The organism is Terrabacter tumescens, assembly GCF_014646815.1.
GTDB classification, from domain to species: Bacteria; Actinomycetota; Actinomycetes; order Actinomycetales; family Dermatophilaceae; genus Terrabacter; species Terrabacter tumescens.
On record NZ_BMNZ01000001.1, the window covers coordinates 97,947 to 123,555 of the forward strand.

General features: G+C 70.6%; 23 protein-coding genes. 16 read left to right on the forward strand and 7 right to left on the reverse strand.

Annotation, left to right across the window (positions count from 1 at the left end; translation table 11 throughout):
- Window positions 1-62: 62 nt before the first annotated feature.
- Entirely contained in the window at window positions 63-1,439 is a 1,377-nt protein-coding gene (locus tag IEY30_RS00480; protein WP_030146631.1) for an MFS transporter, read from the forward strand.
- Window positions 1,440-1,443: 4 nt separating this feature from the next.
- Window positions 1,444-3,369: a propionyl-CoA synthetase gene (locus tag IEY30_RS00485; protein ID WP_030146630.1), complete on the forward strand. Its 1,926-nt coding sequence runs from the start codon at window positions 1,444-1,446 to the stop codon at window positions 3,367-3,369.
- A gap of 122 nt (window positions 3,370-3,491) precedes the next feature.
- On the opposite strand, the gene IEY30_RS00490 is transcribed toward IEY30_RS00485, so the two are convergent.
- Window positions 3,492-4,607: an LOG family protein gene (locus IEY30_RS00490; protein ID WP_030146629.1), complete on the reverse strand. Its 1,116-nt coding sequence runs from the start codon at window positions 4,605-4,607 to the stop codon at window positions 3,492-3,494.
- Between the two features lie 81 nt (window positions 4,608-4,688).
- Between IEY30_RS00490 and IEY30_RS00495 the strand changes: the two genes are divergently transcribed.
- Window positions 4,689-5,627 carry an AEC family transporter gene (locus IEY30_RS00495; RefSeq protein WP_030146628.1) on the forward strand — a complete coding sequence of 313 codons (939 nt, stop codon included), beginning with the start codon at window positions 4,689-4,691 and terminating at the stop codon, window positions 5,625-5,627.
- A gap of 12 nt (window positions 5,628-5,639) precedes the next feature.
- Here IEY30_RS00495 and IEY30_RS00500 read toward each other — a convergent pair whose 3' ends face one another.
- The 4 genes from IEY30_RS00500 to IEY30_RS00515 form a co-directional block, all read right to left on the reverse strand.
- Window positions 5,640-6,011 (reverse strand): VOC family protein, encoded by a 372-nt coding sequence (locus IEY30_RS00500; RefSeq protein WP_030146627.1) that lies wholly within the window; start codon window positions 6,009-6,011, stop codon window positions 5,640-5,642.
- Between the two features lie 220 nt (window positions 6,012-6,231).
- A complete protein-coding gene (locus tag IEY30_RS00505) occupies window positions 6,232-6,951 on the reverse strand; it encodes a hypothetical protein (RefSeq protein ID WP_030146626.1) in 720 nt (239 codons plus the stop codon).
- A 194-nt stretch (window positions 6,952-7,145) separates the two neighbouring features.
- On the reverse strand, window positions 7,146-8,585 hold the full coding sequence (locus IEY30_RS00510; RefSeq protein WP_030146625.1) for an aspartate aminotransferase family protein: 1,440 nt from the start codon (window positions 8,583-8,585) through the stop codon (window positions 7,146-7,148).
- Entirely contained in the window at window positions 8,582-9,094 is a 513-nt protein-coding gene (locus tag IEY30_RS00515) for an Lrp/AsnC family transcriptional regulator (protein ID WP_030146624.1), read from the reverse strand. Before IEY30_RS00515 ends, IEY30_RS00510 begins: the two co-directional genes overlap by 4 nt.
- A 113-nt stretch (window positions 9,095-9,207) precedes the next feature.
- Between IEY30_RS00515 and IEY30_RS00520 the strand changes: the two genes are divergently transcribed.
- From IEY30_RS00520 to IEY30_RS00555, 8 genes are all read left to right on the forward strand, one after another.
- The gene (locus IEY30_RS00520) at window positions 9,208-10,656 is read left to right on the forward strand and encodes a gamma-aminobutyraldehyde dehydrogenase (protein WP_030146623.1); all 1,449 of its coding nucleotides are present in this window, start codon (window positions 9,208-9,210) and stop codon (window positions 10,654-10,656) included.
- 126 nt (window positions 10,657-10,782) lie between these two features.
- Window positions 10,783-12,030 carry a polyamine ABC transporter substrate-binding protein gene (locus IEY30_RS00525; RefSeq protein ID WP_052358280.1) on the forward strand — a complete coding sequence of 416 codons (1,248 nt, stop codon included), beginning with the start codon at window positions 10,783-10,785 and terminating at the stop codon, window positions 12,028-12,030.
- Window positions 12,027-13,148 (forward strand): ABC transporter ATP-binding protein, encoded by a 1,122-nt coding sequence (locus IEY30_RS00530; protein ID WP_030146621.1) that lies wholly within the window; start codon window positions 12,027-12,029, stop codon window positions 13,146-13,148. The genes IEY30_RS00525 and IEY30_RS00530 overlap by 4 nt, the downstream gene beginning before the upstream one ends.
- Window positions 13,141-14,055 carry an ABC transporter permease gene (locus tag IEY30_RS00535; RefSeq protein WP_030146620.1) on the forward strand — a complete coding sequence of 305 codons (915 nt, stop codon included), beginning with the start codon at window positions 13,141-13,143 and terminating at the stop codon, window positions 14,053-14,055. Before IEY30_RS00530 ends, IEY30_RS00535 begins: the two co-directional genes overlap by 8 nt.
- The gene (locus IEY30_RS00540; protein ID WP_030146619.1) at window positions 14,055-14,849 is read left to right on the forward strand and encodes an ABC transporter permease; all 795 of its coding nucleotides are present in this window, start codon (window positions 14,055-14,057) and stop codon (window positions 14,847-14,849) included. The genes IEY30_RS00535 and IEY30_RS00540 overlap by 1 nt, the downstream gene beginning before the upstream one ends.
- Window positions 14,850-14,855: 6 nt before the next feature.
- Window positions 14,856-16,103, forward strand: coding sequence for a saccharopine dehydrogenase family protein (locus IEY30_RS00545; protein ID WP_030146618.1), 1,248 nt, complete (start codon window positions 14,856-14,858; stop codon window positions 16,101-16,103).
- Window positions 16,104-16,186: 83 nt separating this feature from the next.
- Window positions 16,187-17,656, forward strand: a complete 1,470-nt coding sequence (locus tag IEY30_RS00550; protein WP_030146617.1) for an NAD-dependent succinate-semialdehyde dehydrogenase — start codon at window positions 16,187-16,189, stop codon at window positions 17,654-17,656.
- 58 nt (window positions 17,657-17,714) lie between these two features.
- Window positions 17,715-18,731: a DnaB-like helicase C-terminal domain-containing protein gene (locus tag IEY30_RS00555; RefSeq protein WP_030146616.1), complete on the forward strand. Its 1,017-nt coding sequence runs from the start codon at window positions 17,715-17,717 to the stop codon at window positions 18,729-18,731.
- 88 nt (window positions 18,732-18,819) lie between these two features.
- Here IEY30_RS00555 and IEY30_RS00560 read toward each other — a convergent pair whose 3' ends face one another.
- Window positions 18,820-19,167 carry a barstar family protein gene (locus IEY30_RS00560; protein WP_030146615.1) on the reverse strand — a complete coding sequence of 116 codons (348 nt, stop codon included), beginning with the start codon at window positions 19,165-19,167 and terminating at the stop codon, window positions 18,820-18,822.
- A complete protein-coding gene (locus tag IEY30_RS00565) occupies window positions 19,164-19,631 on the reverse strand; it encodes a guanyl-specific ribonuclease (RefSeq protein ID WP_030146614.1) in 468 nt (155 codons plus the stop codon). The genes IEY30_RS00560 and IEY30_RS00565 overlap by 4 nt, the downstream gene beginning before the upstream one ends.
- Before the next feature lie 72 nt (window positions 19,632-19,703).
- Between IEY30_RS00565 and IEY30_RS00570 the strand changes: the two genes are divergently transcribed.
- The 5 genes from IEY30_RS00570 to ispG all read left to right on the forward strand — a co-directional run bounded on the left by IEY30_RS00570 (window position 19,704) and on the right by ispG (window position 25,503).
- Window positions 19,704-21,017, forward strand: a complete 1,314-nt coding sequence (locus tag IEY30_RS00570; RefSeq protein ID WP_030146613.1) for an SRPBCC family protein — start codon at window positions 19,704-19,706, stop codon at window positions 21,015-21,017.
- 62 nt (window positions 21,018-21,079) lie between these two features.
- Window positions 21,080-21,601: a pyridoxamine 5'-phosphate oxidase family protein gene (locus IEY30_RS00575; protein WP_030146612.1), complete on the forward strand. Its 522-nt coding sequence runs from the start codon at window positions 21,080-21,082 to the stop codon at window positions 21,599-21,601.
- Between the two features lie 33 nt (window positions 21,602-21,634).
- Window positions 21,635-22,840 (forward strand): 1-deoxy-D-xylulose-5-phosphate reductoisomerase, encoded by a 1,206-nt coding sequence (gene dxr / locus IEY30_RS00580; protein ID WP_030146611.1) that lies wholly within the window; start codon window positions 21,635-21,637, stop codon window positions 22,838-22,840.
- Between the two features lie 107 nt (window positions 22,841-22,947).
- Window positions 22,948-24,294, forward strand: coding sequence for a M50 family metallopeptidase (locus tag IEY30_RS00585; RefSeq protein WP_030146610.1), 1,347 nt, complete (start codon window positions 22,948-22,950; stop codon window positions 24,292-24,294).
- Between the two features lie 48 nt (window positions 24,295-24,342).
- Complete coding sequence (gene ispG / locus IEY30_RS00590; protein WP_030146609.1) at window positions 24,343-25,503, forward strand: flavodoxin-dependent (E)-4-hydroxy-3-methylbut-2-enyl-diphosphate synthase; 1,161 nt, start codon at window positions 24,343-24,345, stop codon at window positions 25,501-25,503.
- Window positions 25,504-25,609: the final 106 nt, after the last annotated feature.

The following is a 25,609-nucleotide window of genomic DNA, read 5'->3' on the forward strand; positions in this document are numbered from 1 at the left end:
CTTTCACATGATGTCCCTCCGGCCACTCGTTCGACCGATGGCGTATGCCGCAGGCTGGGCCCGTGAGCCTCACCGACCGACACTCCGCCGCCGACGACGCCCTCGGGGCCGGCTCCGGCGCATCGCTGCCCTCCGCCGCACGCCACCGTCTGCACCCCGCGTGGTGGGTCGCGGTCGTCACCTTCCTGACGATCATCGGAGCGGCCGGATTCCGTTCGACGCCGGGCGTGCTCATGACGCCGCTGCACGACGAGTTCGGCTGGCCCATGGGCGTCATCGGCGGTGCGGTCTCGGTCAACCTCGTGCTCTTCGGCCTCGCTGCTCCCTTCTCCGCGGCGCTGATGGAGCGGCTCGGCATCCAGCGGGTCGTCGCCGTGGCGCTCGTCCTCGTCAGTGTCGGGTCGCTGCTGCCGGTCTGGATGTCGCAGTCGTGGCAGCTCGTGCTCTGCTGGGGGATCGTCGTCGGGATGGGCACCGGCGCCATGTCGATGGGGCTCGTCGCGACCGTGGCAGGTCGCTGGTTCGTCGAGCGGCGGGGCCTCGTGACGGGTGTGCTCACCGCGGCGGGCGCGACCGGCCAGCTCGTCTTCCTGCCCTTCCTCGCCTGGCTCGCGGGCCAGCACGGCTGGCGCAGCGCCGCCGTCGCGACCTCGGTGGCGGCCCTGGCGGTCGTGCCCCTCGTGGTGTGGAAGCTGCACGACCACCCGAGCGACCTCGGCATCACCTCCTACGGGGCGCCCGCCGGCACGTCGGTGACCCGGCCGCCCCGACCCACCGGACACCCGGCGCGGCTCGCCGTCGACACCCTGCGCCACGCCGCGCGCACCCGCGTCTTCTGGCTCCTCGCCGGCAGCTTCGCCGTCTGCGGCGCGTCGACCAACGGGCTCGTCGGCACCCACTTCATCCCGGCCGCCCACGACCACGGCATGCCGACGACCACCGCAGCCGGGCTGCTCGCGCTCGTCGGGGTCTTCGACGTCGTCGGCACCATCTTCTCCGGCTGGCTGACCGACCGGGTCGACCCGCGGGTCCTGCTCGCGGCGTACTACACGCTCCGCGGCGCCTCGCTCTTCCTGCTCCCGTCGCTCTTCAGCGACTCGATGCACGTCAACATGCTGGCCTTCGTGCTCTTCTACGGCCTCGACTGGGTCGCCACGGTGCCTCCGACGATCGCCCTGTGCCGCAGCGCCTACGGCGAGCGGGCGCCCATCGTCTTCGGCTGGGTCTTCGCCTCGCACCAGCTCGGGGCGGCGGCCGCGGCCCTCGGCGCCGGGCTCGTGCGCGACCACCTCGGTGCCTACACGCTGGCCTGGTACGTCGCGGGGACCCTGTGCCTGGCCGCCGCCGGCATGTGCGTCGCGATCACGACCGCTCGTCTGTCAGATGCGTCACCTCGGCGCACGGACTCTGGCGCGGAGGCCGCACCGGCGGCACAGTGAGGCCATGAGCGAGCCCACGAGCGAAGGCGCTGCGACGGCATACCAGAACATCTACGACGCGAGTCTGCGCGACCCGGAAGGGTTCTGGCGCACGGCTGCCGAAGGCATCGACTGGGTGACGCCGCCGTCGCGGATCCTCGACGACTCGAGGCCGCCGTTCTACCGGTGGTACCCGGACGCCGAGCTCAACGTGTGCTTCAACGCCGTCGACCGCCACGTCGCCGCGGGGCGTGGCGAGCAGGCGGCCATCCACTACGACTCGCCCGTCACGGGCACCAAGAGCACGATGACGTATGCCGTCCTGCTGGAGCGGGTGCGCGCCGTGGCCGGGGGCCTGCGCGGGCTCGGCGTCGGCAAGGGCGACCGGGTCGTCATCTACATGCCGATGGTGCCCGAGGCCGTCGTCGCGATGCTCGCCTGCGCCCGCATCGGCGCAATCCACTCAGTGGTCTTCGGCGGCTTCGCGCCGCAGGAGCTGGCGGCCCGCATCGACGACGCCGCCCCCAAGGTCGTGCTGTCGGCGTCGTGCGGTGTCGAGCCGAGCCGGGTCGTGCCCTACAAGCCGTTCCTCGACGAGGCCATCCGGCGCTCGGAGCACCAGCCTGAGCACTGCGTCGTCCTCCAGCGCGAGCAGCAGCCCGCCGAGCTGGGCGAGCGCGACATCGACTGGGCCGACTTCGAGTCCGGCGACGCGGCCCGGGCGGGCAGCGAGTGCGTGACGGTCGCCGCCACCGACCCGCTCTACATCCTCTACACCTCCGGCACGACGGGGAAGCCCAAGGGCATCTACCGCGACAGCGGGGGCTACGCCGTCGCGCTGCGCTGGTCGATGGCCAACATCTACGACGTCGCCCCCGGCGAGACGATGTTCACCGCCAGCGACGTCGGCTGGGTCGTCGGCCACTCCTACATCGTCTACGCCCCGCTGCTCACGGGCGCGACGACAGTGCTCTACGAAGGCAAGCCGGTCGGCACCCCGGACGCCGGCGCGTTCTGGCGCGTCATCGCCGAGTACGGCGCGGTCTGCCTCTTCACCGCGCCGACGGCCTTCCGCGCCATCAAGAAGGACGACTCGACGGCGTCCAAGCTCGCCGAGCACGACCTGTCGCGCTTCCGCGCGCTCTTCCTCGCGGGGGAGCGGCTCGACCCAGACACCTACGAGTGGGCGTCCTCCGCCCTCAGCAAGCCGGTCATCGACAACTGGTGGCAGACCGAGACCGGGTGGCCGATCGCCTCCAACCCCAAGGGGATCGGGCTCCTGCCGATCAAGGCGGGATCACCGACTGTGGCCGTCCCCGGCTACGACGTGCAGGTCCTCGACGGCACCGGCGAGCCGGTCAAGCCCGGCGTCGAGGGTGCCATCTGCATCAAGCTGCCGATGCCGCCCGGCACCCTGCCCACGCTCTGGGGCGACGACGACCGCTACGTCAGCTCCTACCTCTCGGCCTACCCCGGCTACTACCTGACCGGTGACGGCGGCTACCTCGACGAGGAGGGCTACCTCTACGTCATGGGCCGCACCGACGACGTGCTCAACGTCGCCGGGCACCGGCTGTCGACCGGGTCGCTCGAGGCCGCCCTCGCCGGGCACGAGGCGGTGGCGGAGTGTGCGGTCATCGGTGTGCACGACGACCTCAAGGGCCAGGTCCCGCGGGCCCTCGTCGTGCTCAAGTCCGGCGTCGACGCCGAGGCCGACGGCGAGCGGATCAGGCGCGAGCTCGTCGCGCGGGTCCGTGCCGAGGTCGGCGCGGTGGCGGCCCTGCACCAGGTCGACATCGTGGCCGGGCTGCCCAAGACGCGGTCGGGCAAGATCCTGCGCAAGACGATGCGCGAGCTCGCCGACGGCAAGAGCCCGTCCGTCCCGGCGACGATCGAGGACGCCTCGGTCCTCGAGACCCTGACCCCGGTCCTGCGCGGTCCCGCCTCCTGACGCCCCACCTCCCGCACCGAACGCAGCGTTCGGTCTCGAACTCACTGTTCTAACAGCGCGTTCGGCACCGAACGCGGCGTTCGGTCAGGAAGTCGGGGAGTCGGGAGTCGGCAGTCAGGGAGTCAGGGAGTCGGGGGTCCGAGGAGGGGGAGGACCTCGTCGATGGAGTCGACGAGGTGGATGGCGTCCGCCATCGGGCGGCCGGCAGCGAGGGCCTGGACGGTCGCCCAGACCGGGACGCGCTCGGTCCAGTGCTCACGCCCGACGAGCACGAGCGGCGGCAGGGGAGCGTCGTCGGAGGCGTAGAAGAGCGGGGTGACGGCCTGGAAGACCTCCTGCACCGTCCCGGCGGCCCCGTCGAGCACGACGATCCCGCCGTTCGACCGCGCCAGCAGCCCCTCCTCGCGGATCGCGTTGGAGAAGTACTTGGCGATGACGTCGCAGAAGACGTTGGGCGGCTCGTGGCCGTAGAACCACGTCGGGATGCCCAGTGACCGGGCGGACGGTCCCATCGTCTCCGTCGGGGCCTGGGGCTGGTCGCCCACGACGACGTCCCGGGCCGCGAGGGCGGTCGCGGCCCACGAGGTGACGTCGGGCCGGAAGCCCGGGACTCCGGCGATGTGGCCGATGGCGTCCTCGAGCGCTGCAGCGCTCCTGCACAGCGCGCCGAGGTTGGCCGCCTCCATCGCGCCGGGACCGCCGCCGGTCGCGACGAGGTGCCCCTCCTCGGCAAGCGCGTGCCCCAGCTGCGCCGCGCCTGCGTATGCCGCTGAGTTCCGTTGCAGCGCATGGCCACCCATGATGCCCACCACCGATCTGCCCTGCACGAACTCGTCCAGCTCGTCGGTCACGGAGTCGTCGTGGATCGCCCGCACGAGGGTGCAGTAGGCGTCCGTGCGCAGCTGCGCGTCGACGAACCAGGCGTACGCACGGGCATCCGGTGTCGAGGAGTAGCCGTCCTCGAGACCGGCGTAGAGGTCCGACGGGAGGTAGAGCCCGCGCCACGGGTCGACCGGTGCGTCGGCCACGCCGGGGAAGATGATCGCGCCGCGGGTGAGGAGCAGCTCGGCCACCGGGACCGGGACGGTGCCACCCAGCACGACGAGGCCGGTGAGGTCCCCGTGGGCCGCGAGGCGCGCGCCGTAGGTCGTGAGGTCGAGGCCCTGCAGGCGCAGGCCGCGCAGCGGTCCGTCGGAGTCGAGGTGGTCGTCCAGCTCGTCGAGCGTCTCGATCTCCATCCGCCCATCCTGCCCCGCCGGGACGGCCGAGGAGCGGACCCGCTCGACGCCACGCCCGCCGTCGCTGCAAGGATCACCGGCATGGTCGGTGTGCTCGAGGGTTTCGCCACCATCGCGATCATCGTCGCGGTGGGGTGGCTCCTCGCCGACCGCCGCGTCCTAGACGACTCGGCGCAGGTCAACCTCTCGCGCCTCGCCTTCCACGTCGCCTCGCCTGCGCTGCTCCTGACCGTCATGCAGCGCACGTCGCTCGACGCTGTCCTGTCGGCGAACCTCGTGACGTCGCTCATCAGCTTCGCGCTCGTCGTGGGTCTCTACCTGCTCATCGCCCGGTTCCGTTGGGCGGGAGGGCCGCTCGGTTCACGGCTCATCGGCAGCCTCTCGGCGGCCTACGTCAACGCGGGCAACCTCGGCATCCCCATCGCGCTCTACGTCCTCGGCGACGTCGCGTGGGTGGCGCCGACGCTGCTCATGCAGCTGCTCATCATCACGCCCGTCTACATGGCGCTCTTCGACAGCGACGCGCGCGGTGAACGCCCGACCCTCGGCCGAAGTCTGCGGCGGATGTTCAGCAACCCGATCACGCTCGGTGCCGTCGCGGGCCTGCTCATCGCCGTGTTCGACATCGACCTGCCGCGCGTCGTCGCGGCGCCCATCGACCTGCTCGGTGCGATGGCCGTCCCCTCGATGCTCGTCGCCTTCGGCATCTCGCTGCGGCGCGGCCCGCGACCTGCGACCGGTCGCTCCGCGGGTCACGTGTGGACGATCGTCGGCCTCAAGACCCTGCTCATGCCCGCGATCGCGTTCGGCGTGGGTCTGGCGCTGGGCCTGCGCGGCGAGGCGCTGTTCGCCGTCGTCGTGACGGCTGCCCTCCCGACGGCGCAGAACATCTTCACGTATGCCGTCCGCTACCGGCGGGAGGTCAACCTCGCCCGCGACGTCATCTTCGTCAGCACGTTCGCCTCGGTGCCGGTGATCCTCGGGATCGCCGGGCTCTTCCACTGGCTCGCCGGCGTCTGACCCGCGGGCCGCTCAGCCCCAGTTGGCGGCCTGGGTGAGGCAGAACGGGTGGCCGCTCGGGTCGAGCAGCACCCGCCACGTCTCTCCGGGCTGCTCGTCCGGGAGCGTCGCACCGGCCGCGACGCAGTCCGCCGCTGCGGCGTCGAGGTCCTCGACGGCGAGATCCAGGTGGAACTGCTTGCTGCCGTGGGCGTTCGGCCAGCCCGGTGCCTCGTGGTCGTCGACCAGACCGAGTCCCAGGGCGACTCCGGCAGGACCGGTCAGCATGGCGTACTCGTCCTGCAGGTGCGCGACCTCCCAGCCGAGCACCGTCGACCAGAAGGCGGCGTCCCGGCGGGCGTCCGAGCTGTCGAGGGTGAGCATCTTCAGGGCGGCGATGGCCATGGGGTCTGCCTTTCGTCGGTGACGGTGGGAGTCCAGCCTCGCCGGACCGGCCGTCCCCGTCTTGGACAAACCCGACAGGCTTCCGGACGGGGCTCCCCAGACAGGAGTCGCGGGACAGGGCTCCCGGGCAGACGCGCGCGGCGCCCGGTTCCGTGGCCCCGATCAGGTCGGGGACCGCGGGAACCGAGCGCCGCGCGGGCGTGTGGCCTACGGAGTCCGGTCAGAACCCCCCGAAGTCACCACCACCGAAGTCGCCGCCGAAGTCGCCCCCACCGCCGAAGTCGCCCCCACCGCCGAAGTCGCCGAAGTCGGAGCCGCCGGCGTCACCGCCGACATCTCCGCCCGCGTCGCCACCGGCGTCACCGCCGGCATCTCCGGAGTCGCCCGCGTCACCACCGGCGTCGGCGTTCGCGTCACCGGCCTCCTGGGCCTCGGGCGAGGAGTCGTAGCCTCCGAGCATCATGTCGGCCAGGGCCGAGCCGACGACGACGCCGGCGATGGTGCCGAGCATCGAGCCGGCGATCATGCCGCCCATCCCCATGCCGCCCATGCCGCCACGGCCACCACCGAAGGCGCCCTGGAGGTAGCCGGGTCGGCTCATCTCGGCGCGGGTCGCGCTGCGCGCGAGGTCGGCGGGCTGGTCGCTGCGCGGGCGCTCACCCTCGGGCAGGTCCTCGTTGAGGCGCTGGAGCACCATCTGGCGCTGCTCGGGCGAGAGCTTGGCGAAGGCTTCGGTGTGCACCTTCTCGATGTCCTCCGGCGGCGCGGTGCGCAGCAGGTACCTGTAGCGGGCGATGGCGCGCTCGTCCTCCGACGAGGCGCCGCCACGCGGCGCGGACACGGCGTAGGGCTGGCCGGTCGGCGGCTGGGCCTGCTGAGCCTGCTGGGGGCGCTGCTGCTGCAGCGGCTCACGGCCCAGCAGCTTGTCGAGGAATCCCATGTCTTCTCCTTGGTCGGCGGTGCGTCGGCGTCGCACTCGTCGGATACCTACCCCAACGAACGGCGCCCACCAGCGTTCCGGCACGGCGCCGCCCGCGCCGCCACCGGGAAACGCACGAAGCCACCCGCGAACGGGTGGCTTCGTGGCCGGCGACACCCCCACGGCATACGCACGGAGTCAGGGAGGGCCAGGGGTCAGAGGTGGTTCTCGGCCTCTGTCAGCACCGAGCGCAGCCGCGACTCGATGTCGTCGAACTGCTCCGGGCCCATGATGAGCGGCGGCGCGAGCTGGATGACGGGGTCCCCGCGGTCGTCGGCGCGGCAGTAGAGCCCTGCGTCGAAGAGCGCCTTGGACAGGAAGCCGCGCAGCAGCCGCTCGGACTCGGCGTCGTTGAACGTCTCGCGGGTGGCCTTGTCCTTGACGAGCTCGATGCCGTAGAAGTAGCCGGCGCCGCGGACGTCGCCGACGAGCGGCAGGTCGAGCAGCTTGTCGAGCGTCGCCTTGAAGACCGGTGCGTTGGTCTTGACCCGGTCGTTGAGCCCCTCGCGCTCGAAGATGTCGAGGTTGGCCATCGCGACAGCGGCCGACACGGGGTGCCCGCCGAAGGTGTAGCCGTGCGGGAAGTAGGTCGTGCCCGACTTGAACGGCTCGAACAGCCGGTCGCTCGCGATCATCGCGCCGATGGGGGAGTAGCCGCTCGTCATGCCCTTGGCGCACGTGATGATGTCGGGCACGTAGCCGAAGTCGTCGCACGCGAACATCGAGCCGATGCGGCCGAAGGAGCAGATGACCTCGTCGGACACGAGCAGCACGTCGTACTCGTCGCAGATCTCGCGGACCCGCTCGAAGTAGCCGGCGGGCGGCGGGAAGCAACCACCGGAGTTCTGCACCGGCTCGAGGAAGACGGCGGCGACGGTGTCGGGACCCTCGAACTCGATGGCCTCGGCGATGCGGTCGGCGGCCCAGCGGCCGAAGGCCTTCTCGTCGTCGCGCAGGTGCTCGGGCGCGCGGTACATGTTGGTGTTGGGCACCTTGTGCGCGCCGGGCACGAGCGGCTCGAACATCTCCTTGGCCGCCGGGATGCCGGTGATCGACAGGGCGCCCTGGGGCGTGCCGTGGTAGGCGACCGCGCGGGAGATGACCTTGTGCTTGGTCGGCTTGCCGGTCAGCTTGAAGTACTGCTTCGCGAGCTTCCAGGCGGTCTCGACGGCCTCGCCGCCACCCGTCGTGAAGAACACGCGGTTGAGGTCGCCGGGGGCGTGGCTCGCGAGCCGCTCGGCGAGCTCGATCGCCTTGGGGTGCGCGTAGCTCCACAGCGGGAAGAACGCGAGCTCCTTGGCCTGCTTGGCCGCTGCCTCGGCGAGCTCCTCACGGCCGTGACCGGCCTGGACGACGAAGAGTCCGGCGAGACCGTCGATGTACTCGTTGCCGCGGTCGTCCCAGATCTTCCAGCCGTCGCCCTTGGTGATGATGGGGACGGTGTGGCCGAGCCCACCCTCGCTGCGGTCCTCGAAGACCGAGTGGCGGGTGAAGTGCATCCACAGGTGGTCGCGCGCGGCCTCCGAGTGCAGGGAGCCGGCGGGCGTGCGGTGGTCCGAGGTGGGTTCCCAGACCTCGTTCGGGTTGATGCTCATCGTGTACCCCAGTTGTAGAGCTGTTTGTTGAGTTTCAGGTAGACGAACGTCTCGGTCGCCGTGACGCCCGGGAGCGGGCGGATGCGGCTCGTGAGCAGCTCGAGCAGGTGGGCGTCGTTCTCGCAGACGACCTCGGCGAGCACGTCGAAGCTCCCGGCCGTCGTGACGACGTAGGACACCTCCTCCATCTCGGTCAGCGCGTCGGCGACCGACGTCATGTCCCCTGAGACCCGAAGGCCCACCATCGCCTGGCGCTGGAACCCGACCTGCAACGGGTCCGTCACCGCGACGATCTGCATGACGTCGGCATCGAGGAGGCGCTGCACGCGCTGGCGCACGGCGGCCTCCGAGAGGCCGACCTCCTGCGCGATGGACGCGTAGGACTTGCGCCCGTCGTGCTGGAGCAGCTCGATGATCGTCTTGCTCACGTCGTCGAGGTTGACCGAGGGCCGTTTGGCGCCGTTGCCCCCGGAGCCGGCCGCATTGGCCACGCCGCGGATGGTCGTCATGCGCCGATACTGACCTGTGGAACGCGCTGTTGGCAAGTCCCGCCGCAACTGATTCCGAAGTTTCTTCTCGACAAGTCTTCACGATTGCGAAGGTCTGCGTTTAGCATTCCCGCATGACTTCCCAGCCGCGCCAGCTCCGCAACTTCATCGGTGGCCAGTACGTCGACCACGAGGGCGACGCGACGGCCGACATCGTCGACCCGTCGACCGCCCAGGTCGTGGCCAAGGCCCCCGTCAGCACCCAGTCCGACGTCGACCGGGCGTATGCCGCGGCGTCGACCGCGTTCGAGACGTGGGGCGACACGACCCCGGGCGAGCGCCAGGCCGCCCTGCTGAAGTTCGCCGACGCCATCGAGGCCCGCGCCGAGGACCTCATCCGCCTCGAGGGCGAGAACACCGGCAAGCCGCACGCCCTGACGCGGAGCGAGGAGATCCCGCCGATGGTCGACCAGCTGCGCTTCTTCGCCGGCGCGGCGCGCGTCCTCGAGGGCAAGTCGGCCGGCGAGTACATGAAGGGCCACACCTCCTTCGTGCGCCGCGAGCCCATCGGGGTCGTCGGCCAGGTGACCCCGTGGAACTACCCGATGATGATGGCGATGTGGAAGATCGCCCCGGCGCTCGCCGCGGGCAACACCATCGTCCTCAAGCCGTCCGACACGACGCCCGAGACGACGCTGCTCATGGCCGAGCTCGCCTCGGAGTTCCTGCCCGAGGGCACCTTCAACGTCATCACCGGTGACCGCGAGACCGGGCGCATGCTCGTCGAGCACCCGACGCCGGCACTCGTGGCGATCACCGGTTCGGTGCGGGCCGGCATGCAGGTCGCCGAGAGCGCGTCGCGCGACCTCAAGCGGGTGCACCTCGAGCTCGGCGGCAAGGCGCCGGTCATCGTCTTCGACGACGCCGACATCGAGGCTGCAGTCGAGGGCATCGCGGGCGCCGGCTACTTCAACGCCGGGCAGGACTGCACCGCGGCCACCCGCGTGCTCGCCGGACCGCGGGTCCACGACGACTTCGTCGCCGCCCTGGCCGAGTACGCCCGCAGCTCGGTCAAGGTCGGCATGCCGTCCGACGACGACGCGAGCCTCGGCCCGGTCAACAACGTCAACCAGATGGCGCACGTCTCGGGGTTCATGGACCGGCTGCCCGACCACGCCCGCGTGGCCGCCGGCGGGTCGCGCATCAACACCCTCGGCGACGGCTTCTTCTTCGAGCCGACCGTTCTCGCGGGCCTGCGCCAGGACGACGAGCACATCCAGAGCGAGATCTTCGGGCCCGTCATCACGGTGCAGCAGTTCAGCGACGAGGCCGAGGCTCTCGCCTGGGCCAACGGCGTGCAGTACGGCCTCGCCTCGAGCGTGTGGACCCGCGACTTCGGCAAGGCCATGCGCATGAGCAAGAAGCTCGACTTCGGCTGCGTCTGGATCAACACCCACATCCCGATCGTCGCCGAGATGCCGCACGGGGGTTTCAAGCACAGCGGCTACGGCAAGGACCTCTCGATGTACGGCCTGGAGGACTACACCCGCATCAAGCACGTCATGGCCAACATCGACTCCTGAGCCTCGCGCCGTCCAGCCCGGGCGGCGCGAACTCACTTGTCGGACACGGCATCCCACAGCAGCACCACCTCGGGTCAGCGTCGATCCCTCCACACCGGCCCACCAAACCCCCTGGAGATGAACCCCATGAACGACAACTCCTTCGACATGGACAACCCGGTCCTGCGAGCCGCCCTCGCGCGTGGGCTCGTCAGTCGTCGCTCGGCGATGATGGGCGCCGCCGGCGTGAGCGCCGCCGCCTTCCTCGCGGCCTGTGGTTCGGCCGGGAAGAACCCCACCACCGGTGGGGCCTCCGGCACGGCTGCGCCCGCCAAGACCGCGGCCGCCGCGCAGGACATGTCCGACACCGAGAAGCTCGTGAACTGGTCGAACTGGACCGAGTACATCGACACCAGCGACGACGGCAAGTCGCGCCCGTCCCTCGACGCCTTCCAGAAGAAGACCGGCATCAAGGTGAACTACACCGAGGACTACCTCGACAACGACGAGTTCTACGCCAAGGTGCGCCCGCTGCTCGAGGGCGGCAAGGACACCGGTCGTGACGTGTGGTGCAGCACCGACTGGATGGTCGCGCGGCTGATCCGACAGGGCTACGTGCAGAAGCTCGACCTGGCCAACATCCCCAACGCGGCCAACCTCGACGACTCGCTCAAGAACGTCGAGTTCGACCCGGGCCGGCTCTACTCGCTCCCGTGGCAGAGTGGATTCGCCGGTATCGGCTACAACCTCAAAGCCACCGGCGGCAAGAAGATCGAGTCGATCACGCAGCTGCTCACCGACCCTGCGCTCAAGGGCAAGGTCACGCTGCTCACCGAGATGCGCGACACCGTCGGCCTCGTGATGATGGAGCAGGGCAAGAAGATCGACTCGTTCACCGACGCCGACTTCCAGGCCGCCATCGACATGATCCAGCAGGCCAAGGACTCCGGGCAGATCCTGCGCTTCACCGGCAACGAGTACACCGAGGGCCTCGCCAAGGGCGACATCGCGGCCTGCGTGGCGTGGACCGGCGACGTCGTCCAGCTCCAGTTCGACGACCCGAAGATCCAGTACGCCCTCCCGCAGAAGGGCTTCACGCTCTGGTCCGACAACTTCGTCATCCCGGCGCTGGCCAAGCACAAGAAGAACGCCGAGAAGCTCATCGACTACTACTACGACCCGGCCGTCATGGCGCAGGTCGCCGCCTTCGTCAACTACATCGCCCCCGTCAAGGGCACGGCGGCCGAGCTGGTGAAGCTCGACCCGAAGCTCGGCAAGAACCCCCTCATCGTGCCGACGCCCGACGTGCTCGCGCGCGCCCAGGTCTTCCGCGGGCTCAGCACCGCGGAGGAGACCAAGTACAACAAGCTCTTCTCGGCCCTGACGACGGCATGAGCAAGCAGCAGGGGAAGGGCGACCTCGGCCTCGTCGCCCTCACGAAGTCCTTCGCCACCTTCACCGCCGTCCACCCGCTGGACCTGGTCGTCCCGCAGGGCTCCTTCTTCGCCCTTCTGGGGCCCTCGGGCTGCGGCAAGACGACGACGCTCCGGATGATCGCGGGCCTCGAGGAGCCCACGAGCGGGCGCATCCGGATCGGTGACAGCGACATCACCGACACCAAGGCCTACCAGCGCAACGTCAACACGGTCTTCCAGAGCTACGCGCTCTTCCCGCACATGAGCGTGCTCGACAACGTGATGTTCGGGCTGCGGCGGCGCGGCGACAAGGACGCCAAGGCCAAGGCGAAGGAGGTGCTCGAGCTCGTGCAGCTCGAGCAGGTGGCGAGCAAGAAGCCCACCCAGCTCTCCGGCGGCATGCAGCAGCGCGTCGCGCTGGCGCGGGCACTCGTCAACCGGCCCGACGTGCTGCTCCTCGACGAGCCCCTGGGCGCCCTCGACCTCAAGCTGCGCCGGCAGATGCAGATCGAGCTCAAGCGCATCCAGCAGGAGGTCGGCCTGACCTTCATCCACGTCACCCACGACCAGGAGGAGGCCATGACCATGGCCGACTCGATCGCCGTGATGAACGCCGGCCGGCTCGAGCAGCTCGGTGACCCGGCGACGCTCTACGAACAGCCCCGGTCGACGTTCGTCGCCAACTTCCTCGGCCAGTCCAACCTGCTGCGGGCCACGGTCAACCCCGGCGGCACGGACCACGTGGTCACGGTCCGCGCCCACGACACGGACCTCGAGGTCTCGCGTGAGCACCTCCCCGAGGGCGTGCGTGACGTGTGGCTCGGCGTGCGGCCCGAGAAGCTGCGCCTGGGCGAGGGTGGCGGTCCCAACCAGCTGCGCGGCATCGTGCGCGACGTGTCGTTCAGCGGCGTCGCGACGCAGTACTCCGTGCAGATGCCGTGGGGGCAGGAGCTGATCGTCGTCCAGCAGAACGACGGCACGGCGCGTGCGGTCCTGGGTGAGACCGTCACCGTCTCGTGGGCCGCCCAGCACGGTTTCGCCCTCGACGCGTCGCAGGACGCCGAGGCCGGGGCCGAGCTGGTGGACGACCATGGCTGAGGCGGCGGTCCTCTCGACGGGGTCGTCGGCTCCGCCGACGAGGCGTCGGCGCAACTGGGTGCCCTACGCGCTCCTGCTCCCGGGTCTGCTGTGGCTCGTCGTCTTCTTCGTGCTCCCGATGGTGACCCTCGCGTCACAGTCGCTGCAGGAGGGCAACGTCGACGACGGCTACACCTTCACGGGCAATGTCGGCATCTACGTCGACGCCCTGAAGCAGTACTGGCCGCAGTTCGTGCGCTCGTTCCTCTACGCCGGCACGGCTACCGTGCTCGCGCTGCTGCTCGGCTACCCACTGGCGTACTTCATCGCCCAGAAGGCCGGTCGCTACAAGAACCTCGTGCTCGTGCTGGTCATCGCGCCGTTCTTCACCAGCTTCCTGATCCGCACGCTGGCGTGGCGCACGATCCTCTCCGACGACTGGTTCGTCACCACCTGGGCGCAGAAGCTGCACATCACGGACCTGCTGCAGGCCGTGGGCCTCACCGCCAACGACTCGCTGCTGTCCTCGAAGTTCGCCGTCATCATGGGTCTGACCTACAACTTCCTGCCCTTCATGATCCTGCCGCTCTACACCTCGCTCGAGCGCCTGGACCCTCGTCTCATCGAGGCGGCCGGTGACCTCTACGCCTCGCCGTGGCAGACCTTCCGCAAGGTCACCTGGCCGCTGTCGCTGCCGGGCGTCGTCGCAGGCACGCTGCTGACCTTCATCCCGGCCGCCGGCGACTTCATCAACGCCCGTCTGCTCGGCAACACCCAGACGACGATGATCGGCTCGGTCATCGACAGCCAGTTCCTGCGGGTGCTCGACTACCCGCTGGCGGCGGCGCTGTCGTTCATCCTGCTCATCGTCATCGTCACGATGGTCTCGGTCTACGTGCGCCGGGCCGGAACGGAGGAGCTGCTCTGATGGCCTGGATCAAGCGACACCTCATCTCCTTCGCCGCCATCGCGGTGCTCGTCTACATGCTCGTGCCCAACGTGGTCGTGGCGGCCTTCTCGTTCAACGACCCGAAGGGCAAGTACAACTACAACTTCAACGAGTTCTCCGCCGCGGCGTGGACGAATCCCTGTGGGGCGCAAGGCATCTGCGAGTCGCTCGGCCTGAGCCTGCAGATCGGCGTCATCGCCTCTCTCACGGCCACCGTGCTGGGGACGATGATCGCCTTCGCCCTCGGCCGCTACCGGTTCCGAGGGCGGTCGGCGACCAACCTGCTGATCTTCATGCCGATGGCCACGCCCGAGGTCGTCATGGGCTCGAGCCTGCTCACGCTCTTCCTCATGCTCGGGGTGCCGTCGGGTCGCACGGCGATCCTCATCGCGCACATCATGTTCTGCGTGTCGTTCGTCGTCGTCGCCGTCAAGGCGAGGGTCGCGACGCTCGACCCGAAGCTCGAGGAGGCGGCGGCGGACCTCGGTGCCAACCCGACCCAGACCTTCCTGCGCGTCACGCTTCCGCTGGCCGCACCGGGCATCGCGGCCGGCGCGCTCCTCGCGTTCTCGCTGAGCTTCGACGACTACATCATCACCAACTTCAATGCGAGCCCGAGCTCGATCACCTTCCCGATGTACGTCTGGGGCGCGTCGGCGCGCGGGGTACCCGTGCAGGTCTACGTCATCGGCACGGTGATGTTCGTGCTGACGCTCGTCGTCGTCATGACCGGACAGCTCATCTCCAGCCGACGCAACCGACAGGTGGCCTGATCCGTCATGCGTGTCCTCATGATCGGCTCCGGTGGAGTCGGTGACGCCGCCGCGCGCATCGCGTCCGAGCGAGACTTCTTCGACCGCTGGGTCGTCGCCGACTACGACGTCGCGCGTGCCGAGCGCACCGTCGCGGCCGTCACCGGCCGCCGGCCGGGTGAGTCGCGCTTCGTCGCGGCCAGGGTCGACGCCTCGTCGGCCGAGGCGGTGACGGCGCTGGCCCTCGAGCACGGCGCGTCGCACGTCTTCAACGCCGTCGACCCGAAGTTCAACATGTCGGTCTTCGACGGGGCCAAGGCCGCCGGGGCCGACTACCTCGACATGGCGATGAGCCTGTCGCAGCGTCATCCCGAGCAGCCGTATGCCGTCACCGGGGTCAAGCTCGGCGACGAGCAGTTCGCGGTTGCGGGGGAGTGGGAGGCCGACGGCCGGCTCGCGCTCGTCGGCATCGGCGTCGAGCCCGGCCTGTCCGACGTCTTCGCCCGCTACGCCGCCGACCACCTCTTCTCCGAGATCGACGAGCTCGGCACCCGCGACGGGGCCAACCTCGTCGTGCACGACGAGCTCGGCAACGAGGTCTTCGCGCCGAGCTTCTCGATGTGGACGACGATCGAGGAGTGCCTCAACCCGCCGGTCGTGTGGGAGAAGGACCGCGGCTGGTTCACCACCGCGCCGTTCAGCGAGCCGGAGGTCTTCGACTTCCCGGAGGGCATCGGGCCGGTCGAGTGCGTCAACGTCGAGCACGAGGAGGTCCTCCTCATGCCGCGCTGGGTCGACGCCAGGAGGGTCACCTTCAAGTACGGCCTCGGCGACGAGTTCATCACCATCCTCAAGGTCCTCAATACTCTCGGCCTGGACCGCACCGAGCCGATCACGGTCAAGGGCGTGCAGGTCTCGCCGCGCGACGTCGTGGCGGCGGCGCTGCCCGACCCGGCGACCATCGGCCCGCGGATGACCGGCAAGACGTGTGCCGGCCTCTTCGTCACGGGCACCGGCAAGGACGGCCGACCGCGGCGCACGTACCTCTACCACCTCGTCGACAACGCCGACACGATGCGCGACTACGACGCCCAGTGCGTCGTCTGGCAGACGGCGATCAACCCGGTCGTCGCGCTCGAGCTGCTCGCCCGCGGCACGTGGAAGGGTGTCGGCGTCCTCGGCGCCGAGGCGTTCGACGCCGTTCCCTTCCTCGACCTGCTCGCCGCGCCCAAGCCGGAGGGCTACGGCTCCCCGTGGGGCCTCGACGAGCGGTGAGGGCGAGGGCTGAGGGCGAGCGCTGACCACGCGTCCTCCGGGGCGGCGACGACCACCATCACGACAGGAATAGGGTTTCAGGCATGGCAGCGGTGACACAGAAGTCAGTGATCGACGCAGTGCCCAAGGGCCTGCTCATCGGTGGGCAGTGGCGTGACGGCAGCGAGGGAGAGACCATCGCGGTCGACGACCCCTCGAACGGCAAGGTGCTGACCCACGTCGCGGCGGCGTCCGTCGCCGACGGCCGGGCGGCGCTCGACGCCGCGGTGGCGGCGCAGGCGGACTGGGCCCGCACGGCCCCGCGCGACCGTGGCGAGCTGCTGCGGGCGGCATACGAGAAGATCACCGAGCGCGCGGACGAGTTCGCGATGCTCATGACGCTCGAGATGGGCAAGACGCTCGCCGAGAGCCGCGGCGAGGTCGCCTACGGCGCCGAGTTCTTCCGCTGGTTCTCCGAGGAGGCCGTGCGCATCTCGGGTCGCTGGTCGACGGCCCCCAACGGGGCAACCCGTCTCATGACGATGAAGCAGCCCGTCGGCCCGACGCTGATGATCACGCCGTGGAACTTCCCGCTCGCGATGGGCACCCGCAAGATCGGCCCCGCCATCGCGGCCGGCTGCACCATGGTCGTCAAGCCGGCGAGCCAGACGCCCCTGACGATGCTCGCCCTCGCCGAGCTGCTGCGCGAGTGCGGCCTGCCCGACGGCGTGCTCAACGTCGTCATGACGACGCACGGCACCACCGGCGACGTCATGGAGCCGCTCATCCGCGACCCGCGCCTGCGCAAGCTGACCTTCACCGGCTCGACGCCCGTGGGCCGTTCGCTCATGGAGCAGGCGTCGCAGGGCATCCTGCGGGTCTCGATGGAGCTCGGCGGGAACGCGCCGTTCCTCGTCTTCGAGGACGCCGACGTCGAGAAGGCCGTCGAGGGCGCGATGCTCGCCAAGATGCGCAACATGGGCGAGGCCTGCACGGCCGCCAACCGCTTCTACGTCCACGAGTCGCTCGCCGACGAGTTCAGCGCCAAGCTGGCCCGCCGGATGGGTGCCCTGACCCTCGGCAAGGGCACCAAGGACGGCGTCGACGTCGGCCCGCTCGTCGACGAGAAGGCCCGCGACAAGGTCTCGGCGCTCGTCGACGACGCCGTCTCCAAGGGCGCCAAGGTCCTCGTGGGTGGCAAGGTGCCCGACGGCGCGGGCTGGTTCTACGAGCCGACCGTGCTCGCGGACGTCCCCGACGACGCCGACATGGCCCGCGAGGAGATCTTCGGACCGGTCGCCCCGGTCACGACGTTCCGCACCGACGCCGAGGCGATCCGCCTGGCCAACGACACCGAGTATGGCCTCGTGGCCTACCTGTTCACCCAGGACCTCTCGCGCGCCATCACGATGAGCGAGGCGCTCGAGTACGGCATGGTCGGCGTCAACCAGGGCATCGTCTCCAACCCGGCGGCTCCCTTCGGCGGCGTCAAGGCCTCCGGGGTCGGGCGCGAGGGCGGCTTCGAGGGCATCGACGAGTACCTCGAGACGAAGTACGTCGGCATCGCCCTCTGACGTCCGGACATTCGCCGAACCGGCCCGACGCCCTGTCGCGCTGTGGTCCAATCTGCGCATGGTGACACCAGCCGGTCCGCGTGACGCCGGAGCCCTGCGCCCGCTCGACGCCCTTCTCAGCGAGACGGACGACGTGCTGAGGCGCGGGGCGCCGGCGGGCGCGCGGGTCTGGTCGACGGGCTTCCCGGCGCTCGACACCGTGCTCACGGGGGGCCTGCGCTCGGGCGAGCTCGTCCTGCTCGGTGGCCCGGCCGGCCACGGCAAGACGACGATCGGGATGCAGTTCGCCCGCAACGTCGTCGCTGCCGGGGCGAGCGCGCTGGTCTTCTCCTACGAGCACGAGAGCCACACCCTGCTCGAGCGGCTCATCTCGATGGAGGCCGCCGAGGGTGACCCCGGCGAGGTCGCGGGGGTCGTCGACGTGCGCCGCGCGCTCGAGACCGCCGACCACGGCGACTCGCTCGACGCGGTGCTCGGCGCCCTGCCCGGCGGGTCACGCGCGCTCGCGGCGCTCGTGGGCTACCGCGACCGCCTCCAGATCCACGAGTCGTCGGGCGCTACGACGACGCTCGAGCAGATCCGCGCGGCGGTCGAACGTGTCACGGAGACGACGGGGCAGGCGCCCTTCGTGCTGCTCGACTACATCCAGAAGCTGCCCGTCGACCGTCCGGGCGAGGACGAGCGCATCACCGCCGCCGCGGAGGGCCTGAAGGACCTCGCCCTGGCCGCGCGCGTGCCGGTCGTCGCCATCTCGGCCGCCGACAAGGACGCACTGGCCGCAGGGCACCGGATGCGCACCCACGACCTGCGTGGCTCCTCGGCCCTGGCCTTCGAGGCCGACGTCGTCCTCATCGTCAACGACAAGGTCGACGTCGTCTCGCGCGAGCACCTCGTCTACAACCTCGGCAACATCGACCGGTTCCGCGGGTGGTCGGTCGTCAGCATCGAGAAGAACCGCCACGGCAAGGCCCACGTCGAGCTCGAGTTCGCCAAGGACTTCGAGCACGGCCGGTTCCACACCGAGGGCCAGCAGGTCACCGAGCGCCTCATCGACGACCGGGTCTTCGTCTCCTGACCACCCGATGGCGTATGCCGTGTGGCTGCGCGAGCGAGCCCGCGCGGGCACGCGGGAGGTCACGTGACGGCATACGCCCGCGTGCGCCTCAGCGGGTCACGACCGTGACGTTGAGGTCGTCGCGCTCGTCGGCGACCTGCTCGAGGATCTCGACGACCGTGTCGTAGGCGTCGCGGTCCTGCTCGCGCAGGTGGGCCGCGTGGTCCCAGACGAGCTCGATGGGCACGCCACGCCGGCTGTCGAGGTCGCGCAGCGCGTCGACCAGGGCGTCCCAGTTGTGCCCGAACCAGTCGGGCAGCTCGAGGCCGGTCGCAAAGGCCTCGAGCACGCTCGCCTTGTCGTGGCCGCCGGACACGACGCGCACGTCGTGCCCCAGCCACCGCAGCTGCTCGAGGTGGTCGTCGGCCTCGCTGTGCCTGCCCAGGAACGTCGTCACGTGCCCTCCCTGATCCGGCTGAACGACTCGTAGTGGTCGGCGGTCCAGTACTTCTCGCCGGCACTGCCGGTGATGATGCGTCGGGCGCCGCGGTCCTCGGATCCCGGTGTCACGACGGTGAACTCGCGGTAGTAGCCGCGAGTCTGCTTCGGCAGCAGACGTTCCCGGTTGTCGAAGACCTGGTTGTCGCTGCGGGGGAAGGGGAACGGGCCGCCCGCCCGGATCAGGGCGAGGGTGTCGGCGGCCTGTCGCGGGAGCGCCGACTCGGCCACCCACGGCAACCCCGAGACCGGGTCGGTGCCCTGGGGGCCCGGCGTGCGGGTGTCCGTCGCGCTCGTGCGAGGTCCGTCTGTCGTGGCGCTCGTCGACGGCGCCTGCGGGGTGCGGACGACCACCCACGCGAGCACGACGAGGGCCACGGCGAGGACGCCGAGCAGGACCTGACGCGAGCCGAGCGTCTTCACGCCCTCATCATGCCCGAGGGAATGCCGCGAATCCGCTGACGAGGCAGTCTCGCCGGGGGGAGACTGCCGGGCGTGAGCCTTCTGCGCGGCCTCTTCGGGGACCGGGGTGGTCGTCGTGACGAGCCGGCCCCGGCCGTCGTGGTGCACGACGTCGGCCACCGCGTCTTCGTCGAGCGCCCGCCCGCGGACGTCTGGCCGCACCTCGTGTCGCCCCGTCCGGGTGCGGAGCTCGGGGTGGACTGCGTCCGAGTCGTGGCCCTGCCGGCCACCGGTCCGGCCGGGCTGCCGGAGTTCGCCGGCGTCTGGCGGCGGTCGAACGGGCGCCTCTGGGCTGGTCTCAGCACCGTCGTCGACGTCGAGCACGGGAAGCGCGTCGTGTCGCAGGCGGCCGACGGAGCGGTCGCCCTCGTCCTGACGACGACGCTCGAGCCCCTCGACGGCGGATGCGTCGTCGCCCAGCAGCTGGACGGCGTCGCGCCTGTCGATCCCGTGGCGGAGTTCGCCCGGGCTTGGATGGCGCGCGCCCTGCTCGGCCTCAAGGCGGACGTCGAGGGCACTTCCCGCGGCGGGACCCGGGACCCCGCGATGGACGAGCCGGTGGACGCCGCCATGGCGAGCGGCTTCGTCGGTCACGGCGTCGCGACGGCGGGCGGCCCGGGCGTCGCGCCCGTGCACGAGAGGGCGTCGATCGACGTCGCCACGTCACCGGAACGCCTGTGGGAGCTGCTCGGCCAGCCCTCGTCGGAGCAGCTGCTCAAGCCCTCGCTCGAGCAGCTCCTGCGCACCGAGCTCGCCGACGAGCCCGGACGCGAGCACGTGCTCGCGGTCCACCGCAGCGACGACGGGCGGCGCGCGGCCTCGGTGTCGCTCGTGGTCGAGGCGACACCGCCTGCACGCTCCGTCGAGCGCGACCTGACGTCGTCGCACGAGGCCGACGTCGTCACGACCATCGAGCCGTGCGAGCTCGGCGCCCGTCTCACGGAGACGTTCACCGGCTGGCTGCCGGCGGGCCCCGGCCGTGTCGTCGACGCGTCCGGGATCGCTGCGCTGATGCGGACGCGGCTCGCGGTCGTCAAGAACCTCGCCGAGGCCGGCGTCGAGCCGCAGCGTGATCCTGCGACCGGCTTCCTGCCCCCGGGGACCGTCCCGGACCTGCCGCCTCCGTCAGGCGAGCCGGTGTGCCTGCCCGGGGAGGTCCCGGCCGACGTCGCGGCCGCTGTGCCCGCGCTCGCGTCGAAACCTGCGTCGGGACCGGCGTCGCTGCCGTCGAGCGTGCTGCTGCCGCCACCGCACGTCGCCGCCCCGGCAGCGGGCTACGACGTCGGCTCGTGGCTCACCTGGGGCGAGGACGGCTTCTCCACGGCAGCCGACGCCAGCTGGTGGTGACGCCCGTCGATGGCGCAAGGACGATCAGGTCCACTGTCGGCGCCCGGCGCTAGCGTCGGAGGATGCTCGAGACACCTGACGAGACCGCCGCCCTGCAGGCCCTGCTCGACGCCTCCCACGAGCGCGCGACGGGCCACCTGCGCAGCATCATCGACGACGACCGCACCCTGACGGCCGAGCAGCTCGTCGCGCTGCTGACCGGCATGAAGGTGCTGTCCGTCGCCACCGTCACGGCGGCCGGCGAGCCGCGCATCAGCGCCCTCGACGGTCACTTCCTCCACGGCACGTGGACCTTCGGCACGGCAGGGAGCTCGGCCAAGGCCAGGCACCTCGCGGCGCGGCCCGCAGTCAGCGTCGCCCACATCGACGGCGAGGACCTGGCGCTCTTCAGCCACGGCCGGGCCGAGCTCATCGAGCCGGGTCCGGAGCGGGACGAGGTCGACGCGCACTGGACCGCCCACTACGGCAGCAGCCCCTTCAGCTGGGGCGACGACATCCGGATGTACCGCCTGCGCATGACGTGGGCCGTCGCCTACGCCTTCAAGCGTGACGAGCTCTTGCGGTCCAGGGGAGTGACCACCTGAGCCGCCGGCCGGCACCTGCGCGAGAATGCCGGGGTGACTGACACCCCGGCCCGTCCCCGCCGCATCGTCCTGCTCGGATCGACCGGCTCGATCGGCACTCAGGCCCTCGACCTCGTGCACCGCAACCGCGACCGCTTCGAGGTCGTCGGGCTCTCGGCCGGCGCCAACCTCGACCTCGTCGCCGAGCAGGCCGTCGCCCTCCGAGTTCCCGTCGTGGCCGTGGCGAGCGGGACGCCGGACGACCTCGCGGCAGCGCTCGCGCGCGCGGCCGACGCGGCCGGCGTCACGGCATACGACCCCGACCTGCTCGTCGGCCCCGACGCGAGCTCGACGCTGGCCGCCCGGGACGCCGACGTCGTCGTCAACGGCATCACCGGTGCGATCGGGCTCGAGCCGACGCTCGCGGCCCTGCGGGCCGGGACGATCTTGGCGCTCGCCAACAAGGAGTCGCTCATCATCGGCGGCCCGCTCGTCAAGGCGCTCGCGGCGCCCGGGCAGATCGTGCCCGTCGACAGCGAGCACTCCGCCATCGCCCAGTGCCTGCGCGGAGGCCGCGCCGAGGAGGTGCGACGGCTCGTCGTGACCGCCAGCGGCGGGCCGTTCCGCGGGCGCTCGCGAGCCGAGCTCGCCGGCGTCACGCCCGAGCAGGCGCTCGCGCACCCGAACTTCTCGATGGGCCGCGTCATCACGACGAACTCGGCGACGCTCGTCAACAAGGGTCTCGAGGTCATCGAGGCACACCTGCTCTTCGACATCCCGTTCGAGCGCATCGACGTCGTCGTGCACCCGCAGCAGATGATCCACTCGATGGTCGAGTTCGTAGACGGGTCGACCATCGCCCAGGCCGGACCGCCACGGATGCTCGTGCCCATCGCGCTCGGCATGAGCTGGCCCGAGCGCATCGCCGACGCCGACGTGCCCGTCGACTGGACCAGGGCGCAGAGCTGGGAGTTCGAGCCGCTCGACGACGAGGCCTTCCCTGCGGTCGCGCTGGCCCGCCGGGTGGGGGAGGCGGGCGGCACGTGGCCGGCTGTCTACAACGCCGCCAACGAGGTCGCCGTCGACGCCTTCCACGAGGGCCGCATCGGCTTCGTCGACATCGTCGACACGGTGGCCGTGGTCGTGGACTCGTATGCCGCAGAGCCGGCCTCGCAGGTGCGCGACCTCACCCTCGACGACGTCCTCGCCGCCGACACCTGGGCCAGGAGCGCCGCCGAGCGCAGCATCCCCACCCCCTGACCCGCGGTGGAGGTGATCCGCGACCGCATCCGGTCGCCGATCACCTCCGATCCCGCGCTGGGGCACATCGAATCGGGTTCACAGGAAGTCGATGTGACAATGAAGGGGTGCTGTTCTTCCTAGGGGTCCTGGTCGTCGTCATCGGTGTGGCGCTGAGCATCGCGCTGCACGAGATCGGCCACCTCGTGCCGGCCAAGAAGTTCGGGGTCAAGGTGACCCAGTACATGGTCGGCTTCGGCCCCACGGTCTGGTCGCGCAAGCGGGGCGAGACCGAGTACGGCATCAAGGCCATCCCGCTCGGCGGCTACGTCCGCATGATCGGCATGCTGCCGCCGCGACCCGGTGACAAGCCCGGTGAGCTGCGCACCCTCTCGACGGGCCGTTTCAGCCAGATGGTCGACCAGGCCCGCGCCGACTCCATGGAGGAGGTCAAGCCCGGCGACGAGGACCGCGTCTTCTACAAGCTGAGCCCCGGCAAGAAGATCGTCATCATGATGGGCGGGCCCCTCATGAACCTGCTCATCGGCTTCGTGCTCATCACCGGCGTCATCACGCTCTACGGCCTGCCGCAGGTCGCCCCCAAGGTCGGGGCACTCTCCGCGTGCGTGCCGACGACCGCACCGACCGTGCAGGTCCCGCAGCCGCAGTGCCAGCCCGGCGACCCCGTCGCGCCGGCCAAGGCCGCCGGTCTGCAGGCACGCGACCGCATCGTCTCCGTCGACGGCAGGGCCATCAGCACGTGGGACCAGGTGACCGCGGCCATCCGCGACAGCAAGGGCCGCACCATGACGTGGGTCGTCCAGCGCGGTGACCAGAAGGTGTCGATCTCGATCACCCCCGCCGTCATCGACCGGGCCACCTACGACGACCAGGGCAACCCCGTCGCCAAGGACGGCAAGCCGGTCCTGGCCTCGATGGGCTTCGCCGGCATCACGCCCGGTCAGGAGCTCGTCCGCACCCCGATCACCCAGGCTCCCGGCTTCGTCTGGGACCGCGTCGTCGACACCGCCTCGATCATCGTCAAGATCCCCGAGAAGATGACCGGCGTCGTCCAGGCCGCCTTCGGCTCCGAGGCGCGTGACCCCAACGGTCCCATCTCGGTCGTCGGCGTCGGCCGCATCGGCGGGGAGGTCGCGGCTCTCGACATCCCGGCGGACGAGGGCGGCAACTGGGTCAAGCTCGCGCAGCTGATCCTGCTCATCGCCTCGCTCAACCTCGCGCTCTTCGTCTTCAACCTCGTCCCGCTGCTGCCGCTCGACGGTGGGCACGTGGCCGGCGCCATCTGGGAGTGGGTCAAGAAGGGCTGGGCCCGCCTCCGCCACCGCCCTGACCCCGGCTTCGTCGACGTCGCCAAGGGCCTGCCCATCGCCTACGGCATGAGTCTCGTTCTCATCACCATGTCGGTGCTCCTCATCTACGCCGACATCGTCAAGCCGATCAAGCTCTTCGGCTGAGCCCGCCCGAGGGTACGAGCGATCACCGGGGCGGGACATAATGGCGACATGAGCGTCTCCCTCGGCATGCCGCCCCTGCCCCCGCCGGTCCTCGCCCCGCGGCGCCAGACCCGTCAGATCCAGGTCGGCAAGGTCGGGGTCGGCAGCGACTTCCCGGTGTCGGTGCAGTCGATGACGACGACGCCCACCACCGACATCAACGCGACGCTCCAGCAGATCGCCGAGCTCACCGCGAGCGGCTGTGACATCGTGCGCGTCGCGTGCCCGAGCCAGGACGACGCCGACGCCCTGCCGGCGATCGCGCGCAAGAGCCAGATCCCGGTCATCGCCGACATCCACTTCCAGCCGAAGTACGTCTACGCGGCCATCGAGGCCGGCTGCGCGGCCGTGCGCGTCAACCCGGGCAACATCCGCCAGTTCGACGACCAGGTCAAGCAGATCGCGCGCGAGGCCAAGGACGCCGGTGTCTCGATCCGCATCGGCGTCAACGCCGGCAGCCTCGACAAGCGGATCATGGAGAAGTACGGCAAGGCGACGCCCGAGGCGCTCGTCGAGTCGGCCGTCTGGGAGGCGAGCCTTTTCGAGGAGCACGACTTCCACGACTTCAAGATCTCGGTCAAGCACAACGACCCGGTCATCATGGTGCGCGCCTACGAGCTGCTCGCCGAGCGCGGCGACTGGCCCCTGCACCTCGGCGTCACCGAGGCCGGCCCCGCATTCCAGGGCACCATCAAGTCGGCGACGGCCTTCGGGGCCCTGCTCTCGCGCGGCATCGGCGACACGATCCGCGTCTCCCTGTCGGCTCCGCCCGTCGAGGAGGTCAAGGTCGGCATCCAGATCCTGCAGAGCCTCAACCTGCGACCGCGCAAGCTCGAGATCGTCTCGTGCCCCTCGTGCGGCCGCGCGCAGGTCGACGTCTACACCCTCGCCGACCAGGTCACCGCCGGACTCGAGGGCATGACCGTGCCGCTGCGCGTCGCCGTCATGGGCTGCGTCGTCAACGGTCCGGGCGAGGCCCGCGAGGCCGACCTCGGCGTGGCCTCCGGCAACGGCAAGGGCCAGATCTTCGTCAAGGGCGAGGTCATCAAGACCGTGCCCGAGGCCCAGATCGTCGAGACCCTCATCGAGGAGGCCATGCGCCTGGCCGAGGAGATGGGCGAGCCGATCGACGAGGAGTCGGCCGGCGCCCCCAGCGTCACCGTCAGCTGACGTGCGGGCCCCCGTCCCCGCGACCGGGAATGGAGCCGGGGACGAGCCACGCCCGAGCTCGCGAGGGCCTGGCACGTCACTCCGGCATGCAGTCCTGCGCGACCTC

Coding starts and splice junctions, on each gene's coding strand:
- IEY30_RS00485 (WP_030146630.1), top strand. CDS start 1,444: ATGAGCGAGCCCACGAGCGAAGGCGCTGCGACGGCATACCAGAACATC.
- IEY30_RS00490 (WP_030146629.1), bottom strand. CDS start 4,607: ATGGAGATCGAGACGCTCGACGAGCTGGACGACCACCTCGACTCCGAC.
- IEY30_RS00495 (WP_030146628.1), top strand. CDS start 4,689: ATGGTCGGTGTGCTCGAGGGTTTCGCCACCATCGCGATCATCGTCGCG.
- IEY30_RS00500 (WP_030146627.1), bottom strand. CDS start 6,011: ATGGCCATCGCCGCCCTGAAGATGCTCACCCTCGACAGCTCGGACGCC.
- IEY30_RS00505 (WP_030146626.1), bottom strand. CDS start 6,951: ATGGGATTCCTCGACAAGCTGCTGGGCCGTGAGCCGCTGCAGCAGCAG.
- IEY30_RS00510 (WP_030146625.1), bottom strand. CDS start 8,585: ATGAGCATCAACCCGAACGAGGTCTGGGAACCCACCTCGGACCACCGC.
- IEY30_RS00515 (WP_030146624.1), bottom strand. CDS start 9,094: ATGACGACCATCCGCGGCGTGGCCAATGCGGCCGGCTCCGGGGGCAAC.
- IEY30_RS00520 (WP_030146623.1), top strand. CDS start 9,208: ATGACTTCCCAGCCGCGCCAGCTCCGCAACTTCATCGGTGGCCAGTAC.
- IEY30_RS00525 (WP_052358280.1), top strand. CDS start 10,783: ATGAACGACAACTCCTTCGACATGGACAACCCGGTCCTGCGAGCCGCC.
- IEY30_RS00530 (WP_030146621.1), top strand. CDS start 12,027: ATGAGCAAGCAGCAGGGGAAGGGCGACCTCGGCCTCGTCGCCCTCACG.
- IEY30_RS00535 (WP_030146620.1), top strand. CDS start 13,141: ATGGCTGAGGCGGCGGTCCTCTCGACGGGGTCGTCGGCTCCGCCGACG.
- IEY30_RS00540 (WP_030146619.1), top strand. CDS start 14,055: ATGGCCTGGATCAAGCGACACCTCATCTCCTTCGCCGCCATCGCGGTG.
- IEY30_RS00545 (WP_030146618.1), top strand. CDS start 14,856: ATGCGTGTCCTCATGATCGGCTCCGGTGGAGTCGGTGACGCCGCCGCG.
- IEY30_RS00550 (WP_030146617.1), top strand. CDS start 16,187: ATGGCAGCGGTGACACAGAAGTCAGTGATCGACGCAGTGCCCAAGGGC.
- IEY30_RS00555 (WP_030146616.1), top strand. CDS start 17,715: ATGGTGACACCAGCCGGTCCGCGTGACGCCGGAGCCCTGCGCCCGCTC.
- IEY30_RS00575 (WP_030146612.1), top strand. CDS start 21,080: ATGCTCGAGACACCTGACGAGACCGCCGCCCTGCAGGCCCTGCTCGAC.
- ispG (WP_030146609.1), top strand. CDS start 24,343: ATGAGCGTCTCCCTCGGCATGCCGCCCCTGCCCCCGCCGGTCCTCGCC.